This is a genomic window from Streptomyces plumbidurans (assembly GCF_019857225.1).
Classification (GTDB): Bacteria; Actinomycetota; Actinomycetes; order Streptomycetales; family Streptomycetaceae; genus Streptomyces; species Streptomyces plumbidurans.
Map to the genome: position 1 here is coordinate 72,654 of NZ_JAFJSY010000054.1, position 9,964 is coordinate 82,617.

General features: G+C 69.2%; 11 protein-coding genes and 1 pseudogene. 3 read left to right on the forward strand and 9 right to left on the reverse strand.

The genetic code is table 11. The features are described 5' to 3' along the window. The first annotated feature begins 100 nt into the window (after positions 1-100). Positions 101-706 (forward strand): TetR/AcrR family transcriptional regulator, encoded by a 606-nt coding sequence (locus tag JYK17_RS28915; RefSeq protein ID WP_108016140.1) that lies wholly within the window; start codon positions 101-103, stop codon positions 704-706. Between the two features lie 133 nt (positions 707-839). On the opposite strand, the gene JYK17_RS28920 is transcribed toward JYK17_RS28915, so the two are convergent. Then, on the reverse strand, positions 840-1,748 hold the full coding sequence (locus tag JYK17_RS28920) for a LysR family transcriptional regulator (RefSeq protein ID WP_108016139.1): 909 nt from the start codon (positions 1,746-1,748) through the stop codon (positions 840-842). 180 nt (positions 1,749-1,928) lie between these two features. Between JYK17_RS28920 and JYK17_RS28925 the strand changes: the two genes are divergently transcribed. Together JYK17_RS28925 and JYK17_RS28930 are read left to right on the forward strand one after the other, a co-directional pair. Then, positions 1,929-2,675 carry an SDR family NAD(P)-dependent oxidoreductase gene (locus JYK17_RS28925; RefSeq protein ID WP_222811516.1) on the forward strand — a complete coding sequence of 249 codons (747 nt, stop codon included), beginning with the start codon at positions 1,929-1,931 and terminating at the stop codon, positions 2,673-2,675. Between the two features lie 203 nt (positions 2,676-2,878). Next, positions 2,879-3,040: a hypothetical protein gene (locus JYK17_RS28930; RefSeq protein ID WP_181362682.1), complete on the forward strand. Its 162-nt coding sequence runs from the start codon at positions 2,879-2,881 to the stop codon at positions 3,038-3,040. Positions 3,041-3,307: 267 nt separating this feature from the next. Here the strand turns inward: JYK17_RS28930 and JYK17_RS28935 are convergent, their stop codons facing one another. The 8 genes and pseudogenes from JYK17_RS28935 to JYK17_RS28970 form a co-directional block, all read right to left on the reverse strand. Next, a complete protein-coding gene (locus JYK17_RS28935; RefSeq protein WP_222811517.1) occupies positions 3,308-4,165 on the reverse strand; it encodes a MerR family transcriptional regulator in 858 nt (285 codons plus the stop codon). A 94-nt stretch (positions 4,166-4,259) separates the two neighbouring features. Further along, complete coding sequence (locus tag JYK17_RS28940) at positions 4,260-4,580, reverse strand: nuclear transport factor 2 family protein (RefSeq protein ID WP_108016137.1); 321 nt, start codon at positions 4,578-4,580, stop codon at positions 4,260-4,262. Positions 4,581-4,594: 14 nt separating this feature from the next. Next, positions 4,595-5,379: pseudogene (locus JYK17_RS28945) on the reverse strand (SDR family oxidoreductase). A 122-nt stretch (positions 5,380-5,501) separates the two neighbouring features. Next, the gene (locus JYK17_RS28950) at positions 5,502-6,107 is read right to left on the reverse strand and encodes a dihydrofolate reductase family protein (RefSeq protein WP_222811518.1); all 606 of its coding nucleotides are present in this window, start codon (positions 6,105-6,107) and stop codon (positions 5,502-5,504) included. A gap of 509 nt (positions 6,108-6,616) precedes the next feature. Beyond that, positions 6,617-7,165 carry a G/U mismatch-specific DNA glycosylase gene (gene mug / locus JYK17_RS28955; protein WP_234548416.1) on the reverse strand — a complete coding sequence of 183 codons (549 nt, stop codon included), beginning with the start codon at positions 7,163-7,165 and terminating at the stop codon, positions 6,617-6,619. Positions 7,166-7,375: 210 nt separating this feature from the next. Further along, positions 7,376-8,254, reverse strand: coding sequence for an ABC transporter substrate-binding protein (locus tag JYK17_RS28960; protein WP_108016134.1), 879 nt, complete (start codon positions 8,252-8,254; stop codon positions 7,376-7,378). A gap of 104 nt (positions 8,255-8,358) precedes the next feature. Further along, positions 8,359-9,114, reverse strand: coding sequence for an SDR family NAD(P)-dependent oxidoreductase (locus JYK17_RS28965; protein WP_222811520.1), 756 nt, complete (start codon positions 9,112-9,114; stop codon positions 8,359-8,361). A gap of 182 nt (positions 9,115-9,296) precedes the next feature. Beyond that, positions 9,297-9,964: thiolase family protein (locus JYK17_RS28970; RefSeq protein WP_222811521.1), on the reverse strand; the 668-nt coding region annotated here is incomplete at its 5' end.

Here is a 9,964-nt window from a genome sequence, read left to right on the forward strand (position 1 = left end):
AGCACATCAAGACCGGTCGGTACTGAACTGTGCTTGGGTCGCTCGGCTGGGATGAAACTGCCGGTCACTGCAGATCTGTACCGAGGGGTACGCTTGTGACATGGGTGATTCACGCAGGGCCGTCATGGGTCGGCCGCGAGGATTCGACACCGACCAGGCACTGGAACGCGCGATGCGGGTGTTCTGGGCGCGAGGCTACGAAGGTGCGAGCCTCGCTGAACTGACCAGCGCCATGGGGATCACCAAGACGAGCATGTACGCGGCCTTCGGCAACAAGGAGCAGTTGTTCCGCAAGGCCCTCCAGCGCTACGGCGCGGGACCGGCCGCCTACGCCACCCGCGCCCTGGAGGAGCCCACCGCGCGGGCTGTGGCCACGGCGTTCCTCCGCGGAGCGGTCTGTACCACGACCCCTGCCGACGGCCCCTCCGGGTGCCTGACCGTGCAGGGTGCGCTGGCGTCGAGCGACGAGAACCGGGCCGCCCACGACCTGCTTGTCGACTGGCGCAACGACGCGGGGGTCCGCCTCGAGGAGCGATTCCGGCGCGCCGTCGACGAGGGCGATCTTCCGCGCGACGCCGACCCTCGGCGTCTTGCCCGGTTCATCATGACGATGGGTTTCGGCATCGCAGTGCAGGCCGCCAACGGCCTCGGTCCTGCAGAGCTCGATGAGATCGTCGACACGGCGTTGCTCGGCTGGCCTGCCTAGCGGCTGCACCCCTGCGCTTGCCGCGGTGAAAGCCGTCGCGGAACACGGAGACCCCTGCCGCGGGAGTGGCGTGCGGCGTACCTGCGTACGCGTCGGTCGAGCAGCTCGCGTCAGCGAACGCTCAGACAGTTGATCAAACAGTTGCGGGCTGACAGAGGAGGCCCGTGCCGCACCAGTTCTGTTGGTTGAGATGGTCGAGCATGGCCGCCTCCGCCGCACCCGGATTGCGCCGCACGCCGACGACGACGGGCTCGGCCAGCGAAGGGGCAAGTGGGCAGGCCAGTTCTTCGAAGCCTTCGGGGATGGCCGAGGCCGGAACCACGGTGACGCCCAGGCCCTGCGCCACGAGCCGTACCGCGGTGGAGATCTGTGACGCTCGGGCCACCGTGTGCGGACGTAGACCCGCGTCGGAGAGCAGGCGGGCGAGGTAGTCGTCGAGCAGGCTGGCGCGCCGGAACCGGATCCACCCCTCGGACGCCAGGTCCTCCAGGCGCACGGCGGCGCCGTCGGCAAGGCGCGGGTGCCCCTTCGGGAGGACGGCGACGTAGGCCTCCTCGCCCAGCGGGTGAGTGTCCAAGGTGCACCCGGCGGGGATGCTGTGCACGAGGATCATGTCGAGGGTGTTCTGGCGGAACAGTCGTTCCATCTCCGCGAGATCGGGCTCCTCATGAAGAGTCACCTGCAGCTTCGGGTGCCGCTTCCGCAACTGCCCCAGTACGTGCGGCAGTTGGCGTGCCCCCAGGCCCATGTGGACGGCCATGATGAGCTCGCCCGACAGTTCCCCGTCGGCGGCGCGGGCGGCCGTGACGGCACGCCGTGACGCGGTCGTCGCGATCTCTGCTTCGGCGAGGAAAGCCCGGCCTGCCACGGTCACCGTCACGCCGCTCGGGACGCGGGTGAACAGCCGCACTCCGAGGTGCTTCTCCAGGGCGGCGATCTGCTGCGACAAAGAGGGTTGCGTGACCTGGAGACGTTCGGCCGCCGCAGTCATGGAGCCCTCTTCGGCGACGGCCAGGGCGTACTCGTACTGGCGCAGATTCATGAGCGTCCCACCTTCGACATGACATAAGAGATGTCAATGCAGAGTATACGTTGCCACTATTTGCTTCTATGTCAGCCCGTTCCTACCGTGGTGCTCACCCGGCGCAGCCATCAGAGCCGGAGGGCTGCTGCAGCCTGATTTCGGCGCGCCGTGAAACATCTTTTTCCGAGGAGCACAGGCATGGATTTCGAGGGCAAGAGCGTCCTGATCACGGGTGCGGGGTCGCGAGGAGGTATCGGCGCCGCGACGGCGCACGCGTTCGCCCGCGACGGAGCGTCGGTAGTGATCACCGGACGCAACGCCGAACGCGGGGCGGAGGTGGTGGACGACATCACCGCCGGCGGAGGGAAGGCCCGGTTCATCCTGGCCGACCTGAGCGAACTCGCCGACGTCGAGCGGCTGGCCAAGGAGGCGGGTGACATCGATGTGCTGGTCAACAACGCGGCAAGCTACCGCGCCAGCATCAAGCCGACCCTTGACCAGGACATCGAAGCGAACGCGGAGTCATGGGACACCAACGTGCGCGCCACCTTCGTCCTCAGCGCACGACTCGCTCAGGGGATGATCGAGCGGGGCGGCGGCAACATCATCAACATCAGCAGTATCGCCGCCGCCGTCGCCATGCCCCACATGGCGACCTACGGCGCTCAGAAGGCGGCCGTCGAGTCCTTCACCCGCAGCTGGGCGGCGGAGTGGGGCCCGCACGGCATCCGCGTCAACGCGGTGGCCCCCGGGAACGTGAACAGCGACAACGTGGTGGACTTCATCGGCGCCGACCAGTTCACGACCTGGTCCGAGGTCAACCCGCTCAAGCGCAACGCCACCCCCGAGGAACTCGCCGAGGTCATCGCGTTCGTGGCGAGCGAGCGCGCGAGCTTCGTCACCGGCCAGGTGATCGTGGCCGACGGCGGTCGCCTCGCCGTCTGAACGGGCGAGCGGGCAGCGCTGCCGCGTAGGTTTGCGGCCGCTCTTCCACACGCGGGCCGCATCCTGAGTGCCTGTCAGAGGCGGCTTCAACTGAGCGCCCCACGCGGGGGTGTAGCGGTTTACCCGTCGCTACGCCGCTCCATCCTCGCGTCCGGCCCGGCGCGCGCCTGACCCGTACCAGATGGTGTGAGAGAAGGACAGCAATGATCGCGCTGACGCTGGAAGAGGCGGAAGCGCACGTGTTTGGCGTCGCCCGCTGTATCGGTCCCGAACTCGTCGCCGTCTTCGCCAACTCCCCGATCTTCCACGCGATCCGTCGAGCACCGTGCGGCCGTCCAGCCGCTCCCTGCCCTGCCACGAATTGAGCAGCGGCGACTTGACGAACTCGCCCTCAGCATCCGGCAGTTCACGGGGAGTACCACTCGGCCGTGATCCACCACTGAGCCAGTTTTGGAAGTCACCGCTCGGCGGGCGAGAGCTGCTCGCCCGGCGGCAACTCGAAGGGGTCGAGAGATCCGTTCAGCCGCTGGTGAAGCGCTGGTTCTGGGGTGGGTGTGGGGGCGAGGGGGGAGAGCGAGGCCGGCTGCGGCGATGAAGGCGGCGCACGCTTTTCGGGTCGGGCGGCGCACATGCTACGGCGTCGTCGATCGGCCCGTGTCGGAGTCGATCAGCCAGGCGACGAGGGTGCGCCAGCGGTCGGGCTGGTCGGTGTCGCGTGGGCCGACGAGGTAGATCTCCTCGACGAGGTTCGAAGAGTGGAGGGCGTTGTGCGCCACGTAGGAGCCGATGGCGGCATAGGTGAGGTCGAGGTCGTCGTGCGCGCCGTGGTGGGTGGCAACTGCGGCGGCACGCTGGGGGAGTTGGACCGGCTTCACGGTGGCCGGTGCTGACCGTGACATCGGTGCCTCGGCCGGGAGGTAGACGGTGGCGCGGCCGTGCCCGTCGGTGAACAGGGCGTGCTCGTAGCGACCGCCCGGAGGAAGTACGGGGCGGCTGCCGGCTGCCATGTCCAGGTCGTTCATGGCCGCGTCGTACCAGCCCAGGTCGGCGCCGGGTGGGACGTCGAGGGACACCGCGAGGACGCGTTGGGGCGGAAGGACCTCAAGGCTCACGGCCCGTTGAGCCTCTGGGTCGAGGAGTTCCCGTAGGGCCTGGATCGCTCGCTGAGTTCGGCCCAGTCGGTCTTCGAGCCGACGCAGGTGGGCGGCGACGATCTGTCGCGCCGCTGGGCAGCCCGCCTCGCCCGCCCCCCTTGTGCCGTCGAACTCCGCTTGGAGAAAGCTCCGGAGGTCTGCCAGCGGGAGGTCGAGTTCGCGCAGCCGTCTGATGGTCAGTGCCGGCCGGACCTGCGCGGGGGAGTAGTAGCGGTACCCCGTGACCGGGTCGACCTGTGCGGGGACGAGGAGGTCCTGCTCGTGGTAGCGGCGGAGGGTACGGATGCTCAGGTGTGTGATCCGGGAGAACTCGCCGATCGTCCACCGCTCCGACATGCTGTCCTCCTCGTCGTACACATCCGGGTCGGCCCGTGCCCGGATTGGCCAGGGTCCGGGTCGCCTCGGGCCCGAGTCGGTCAAGCCCCGGATTTCAGGGTGTGATGTCCAGCATTGTGATCTTCCCTCGTGCGTCACGTTCGAAGGTGAACCGGAGGGTGACCGGACTGCCGGGGAAGTCCCCGGAGACCTCTGCGACGGCCTGACACGCGGTGGCCGTCCCCGTGACGTCGCGGAGGTCGTAGTGCACGGGCGGGACTGCGGTGCGCCATTGGCGCACTGCCGTCATCCCTTCGTAGCTGCGTCCGTCGTCGTGTACGACGATGTCGTCGTCGAAGAGCGCGAAGTAGCGCTCGCGATCGGGATCTGTCGCCGCGGTGAAGTACTCCTTGGCGAATTCCTGGATGTCTTGCATGGTCTTCTCCGGCTTCAGAGGGTGCGGAGGGTGCCGCCGTCGACGACGTGCTCGGCGCCGGTGATCGCACTCGCCCGGTCCGAGACCAGGAAGGTGATCAGCTCGGCGACCTCCTCCGGCTCGGCGGGCCGACCCAGCGGGATACCGCCGAGGACTTGCATCAGATCGTCGAGAGCGGCTTCCCGGGTGATGGCGCCCTCTCTCATCCGGCGTGCGAGGAGTTGCTCGGCACCATCGGTGCGGATGAATCCGGGGGCGACCGAGTTACCCGAACACCATGCGGCGCCACCTCGTTCGCGAGCCCCTTGCTGTAGGTGGCCAGGGCGCTCTTCGCCGCGGCGTACGCCAGTGTCGAATCGTGCAGCGGCATACGGCGCTGGATCGAGGTCACGTGCACCACGGCACCCGACCCGCGAGAGGTCATCCCGGGCACCAGCGCGCGATCCAGCCGGACCGCCGAGAACAAGTTGACGGCAAGCTCCTCCGCCCACACCCCGTCGCCCGAAGCCGCATACCCGCCGGCCGGGGCGCGCGAGCCACCGACCACATGCACCAGGATGTCCGGGACGCCCACGAGCTCGGTCACTGCCGCGGCCGCCGAGGCGACTCCCTCGGGGGTGCTCAGGTCGGCCTGGACGAAGAGGGGGTCGGCGGTCTCCGGCGGCGTACGGGCAATGGTGACCACCTCCGCCCCGGCCTCGCGTAGCCGCCGTGCTGTCGCCAGCCCGGTCCCCTTGCTCGCGCCCGCCACCACAGCGCGCCGTTCGTCGAGACGTTCATCGAGATCATTGCTGCTCATGGCAGCGACCTTGAACCCTCCCGCGGGGAGAGGGTCAAGACGCCTTCATTCGTCGCGGCAAGAGGGGAGCCCCGGGGGGGTACATGGCCAGGCGGTCGCCCAGGTCGGCGTACAGGGCGATGTCACGCAGAACCGCCGAGCGGCGGGTGCTCGAGCACCGTGGGCTTGTACTCCACCAGCTGGATGCGACCGTCGAACGTGCGGTGCTCGATCATCTCGAGGGCGATGTCCGGATAGCCGTCGTAGATGCGTTCCTGGCCCGTGGCCCCGGTGATCACCGGGAACATCACGACCCGGAAGCGGTCGACGAGTCCGGCTCGTAGCAGGGACCGGCACAGGCTGAGGCTGCCGATGGTGCTGAGGAGCCCGGAGCCGCTCGCCTTCATGGCGCGGACCGTCTCGACGGCGTCGTCGCGGACGAGCGTGGAGTTGGCCCACGTCAGCGGCTTCTGCAGTGAGGACGAGAACACCACCTTGGACGCTTGCGTGAGCTCGTCGACGGACGCCTCTTCTTCGGGCCTGAACTCGTCTTGGCCACCTGGGACCTCGCCTGCTGCGAAGCCCGACATCAGGCGGTAGGTGTTCGCTCCCATCAGGTAGGTGACCTCGGGTTGCTCACCGAGCCATGCGAGGTACTCCGGGCCTTCGAGACCCCAGAAACCGGGCCATCCCTCTCCCGACGCGCAGCCGTCGAGGGAGGTGATGAAGTCGACGAGAAGCTCCGACATGGCGATGTCCTTTCCTGGGTCCTGGGTCCTGGGTCCTGGGTCTTGGGTCTTGGGTCCTGGGTTGTCACCAGCTTGGACCGGCCGGGGCTCGTAAACTCATCGCCGGGCTGTGAAGCGTTCTTCGGAGCCAGCCCACAGGCACCGCTGGAGTTCGGCATCGTGGGATTGCGGGCTGGAGCGTACGGCTTTGGGGTGCCTCTTGCTCTGTCGGAATCCGGCAGGGCGCCCATCGCGGGGGACTGCAGGTGCAGCGGGTGGATGGCTGCGAATGCGGCGCGCGTAAGCATCGAGGAGTGGGCCATCGCGGACTTGGATCCGGTGGTGTCGGCTCCGCCGGGGTGCGCCGCGACGGCGAGGGGGCCGCTGTCCGGGAGTTTGCGCTGGAGTGCGTGGGTGAGCGGCAGGTTTGGCCAGTTTGGAGTGTCCGTAGGCAGCTGGTCCCACAGCAGTGCCGTGTTAGTGAAATGCCCGAGGTGGTTGGTGCCGCACTGCCGACAAGCAGTGCCTGTTCAGCGGGCCGACTGACCGAACGGGCCGTCGCCGATCAGCCCCGAACGGTCGGGCAGACCGGCGGCGACCCTGAGCTTGGCGAACTCTACGGCGAGAGCGGCCGGCGGGTAGTGCGCGTTGAGGCCGCTGGGGTTCGGCAGGACCCACACGCGGGCGTCGCCGATGCTCGCCGACTGCGCGCCCACGCGCGCTTCGACGGCCCCGAACGCGGCGCGGTACCCGGTGACGCCCAGGAACGCTAGCCACGTCGGACGCAGGGCTGCCGTACGTCGTACCAGGTCCTCGCCCCCCCGGAGGTACTCGTCGGGCGTGAGTTCCGCGGCTCGGGCCGTGGGCCTTCGGACGATGCTCGTGATGCCCAGCCCAAGGCCGAGCAGGTCACGTTCCTGCTCGGGCCGGAACCGGCGCGGCGTGAAGCCTGAGCGGTGCAGGGCCGGCCACATCCTGTTGCCCGGGGTCGAGAAGCTGTGGCCCCGATGAGCCGAAGCCAGCCCCGGGTTGATCCCGACGAAGACGACGTCGAGGTCCTCGGCGACGACATCCGCCAGGGTCGGGTACCTGTCGTTGCTGATGGTTGCTCCGCGGTGCGTAGGAACGGGGTGTCGGAAGGGTGCGTCGGAAGAGTGCACCGGAAGGGTGCTTCGGAACGGTACGGCGCTCCGGCAGCGCCCGGATGTGCCACGCCGGCAGCGGTCACGGCGGCGGCGCATCCGGACACACGGGAGCCTCGCACACCTGCCGATGTCAGCGGAGCAGGGTCACCGGGAGGCAGGAGCGGTGCGGTAGAACGCGTCCGCGGTGAAGGTGGCGGGGACGCCGAGTTCGGCGGAGACCGCGGTGATGGCGGCGTCGGCGACGGCCAGGTCTACCTGGCCGTCGAGCGTGAAGTGCGGTGCGATGAAGGTGGCGTAGTGCGCCCGAACCTCTTCCTCGGTGTGGCCGCCGAGGAAGGTCAGCATGTGCCGCACGGTGGTGTCGGGGTCGTCGCGGATCACCTTCAGCGCGCGCCGGTGTGCGCGCAGGACGGCCTGCACCGCGGGATCGTCCGGGTCGGTGTACGTGGTGTCGACGGCCAGACCCACGGTGGGGATCTGGAAGTGGTCGCCCATCCAGGCCAGGACCCGCCAGCCGTACTCGGCCGCCACCGCTTCCGGGGCGATCGTGCTGCCGACGACGGCGGCGTCCAGCTCACCGTCGCGCAGCCGGCGCAGGTCCATGCCGTAGTCACCCGGGTGCCGGACGACGGTCTGCACGTCACGGTCCGGATCCAGGCCGTTCCTGCGCAGCACGATCCGGGTGAAACAGCCCGGTGCCGTGTGCGGAGCGTGTACCGCCAGGCGCCGTCCGGCGAGGTCGGCCAAGGAATCCAGGCCGGGGCGGGCGAGGAACCAGAACAGCGGACGATGGGTGTTGACGTTGAGCCCGACCCAGGGAGTGCCGTCGGTCAGCCGGGACAGCAGGGCGCGGCCGAGCCCGATGGTGGCGCCGCGGCGCAGCCGCTCCTCGTCCCAGGTGCAGCCGTCGCGCAAAGCGACGTGGACGCCTTCGTCGGCGTAGTAGTTCTCCTGGTCGGCTATGTAGGCGGCCAGTTCCTCGTGCAGGCCGCGGCCGACGTAGGCGAGATCGATCGTGTCCATGGATGCGTGGTCCTTCCGGCGGCGGTGTGCCGGTCGCGGTCCGGCCGTGGGCCGAACTGGGGGAGGGGGGGGAGGGGAGTTCGGGGTGCGGACGTGGTTCGCGCTCAGTACATGGCCATGCCGCCGTTGACGGCGGCGGTGGTCCCGGTCATGAAGGCGTTGTCGCCGTCCGCGTAGAAGGCGACGGCATGCGCGACGTCCTCCGCGTGTGCCAGCCGGCCCAGCGGAGTCGCCCCCACCTGCCGCTGCCTGGTCGCGTCGTCCAAAACGTCGTCGGCGATACGGGACTCCACGGGACCGGGCGCTACGACATTGACCGTGACACCCTGCGGTCCGAGTTCCTGGGCGAGGTAGCGAGCGAACTGCTCCAGGGCGGCCTTGGACGTCCCCAGCGCGATCATGCCCGCGCGCGGCCGACGGCTCAGTCCCGTACCGAGGTAGACGATGCGCCCCCAGCCCCGTTCCGTCATGCCGGGCAGCACCGCCTTGGTGACGGCGTACGCCGCACGCATCTCGGCGTCGAGCTTGCCGCCCAGCTCCTCCCACGACATGTCCCGGAAGGACTTGACCGCGTAGGGGATGAGCGCGTTGTGCACGAGCACGTCGACGCCTCCCCAGGCCGTCCCCACCCGCTCAACCATCCGCTCGACGGCCGCCGCATCCCGCACGTCGGCCTGCACGGCCATGGCACTGCCACCGGCGGCCTCAATGTCGGTCACGACCTCCTCGGCGGCCTTGGTGCTGGTCAGGTAGTTGACCACCACCCGCATACCGCGTGCGGCGAGAAGACGCGCGGTGGCCGCGCCGATGCCGCTGCTCGCGCCCGTCACCAGTGCCACCCTGCCGGTCGTCCCTGTCATGGGTTACCTCTTCCGTTCGTCGTCGCGGGCTGCCGGAATGACGGCCCGGAGTCGTTCGTCGGCGATGCGCCCGGTACGTCCGCCGATCCCGCGGCGCGATGGCGCGACGGTGCGTCGCCGCTGTGCGCAACCTCTGGGACTCGCTCAAGTGGTCTCATATGGGATCTAGTTGGCACGGCAGATCACCGTTCGAGGATGAGGGCGAGGCCCTGTCCGACGCCGATGCAGAGTGTGGCGACGCCGGTACCGGAGCCGCGGCGGGCGAGCTGGTGGGCAACCGTTCCCGCGAGGCGGGCACCGGACGCGCCTAGGGGATGTCCCAGTGCGATGGCACCGCCCTGCGGGTTGAGGACGGCCGGGTCGAGGTCGGGCCATTCGGCGAGGCATCCGAGCACCTGCGCTGCGAACGCCTCGTTGAGCTCCAGGACGTCGAGGTCCGCGAACGTCCGGCCGGCCTTGTGCAGCGCCCTGCTGACCGCTTCGACGGGGGCCAGGCCGAAGTAGTGCGGATCGATCGCGGAGACTGCCGTGGCTCCTACGCGGGCCAGCGGTTCACGTCCTGTGGCTTCGAGTCCTGCCTCGTCGGTCAGGAGCAGCGCGGCGGCACCGTCACTGAGCGGTGAGGCGTTGCCCGCGGTGACCGTGCCACGATCGGGTCGGAAGGACGGCTTCAGGCCGGCCATGGCGGACAGTGAGGCGTCCGCGCGAATGCCTTCGTCGGAGGTGAGAACCACCGGATCGCCCTTGCGCTGCGGGACGGCGACGGGCGCCAACTCGGCGTCGAACAGGCCCTGTTCGCGGGCCGCGGCGGCCTTCTGGTGGGAGGCGAGGGCGAACTCGTCCTGCTGCT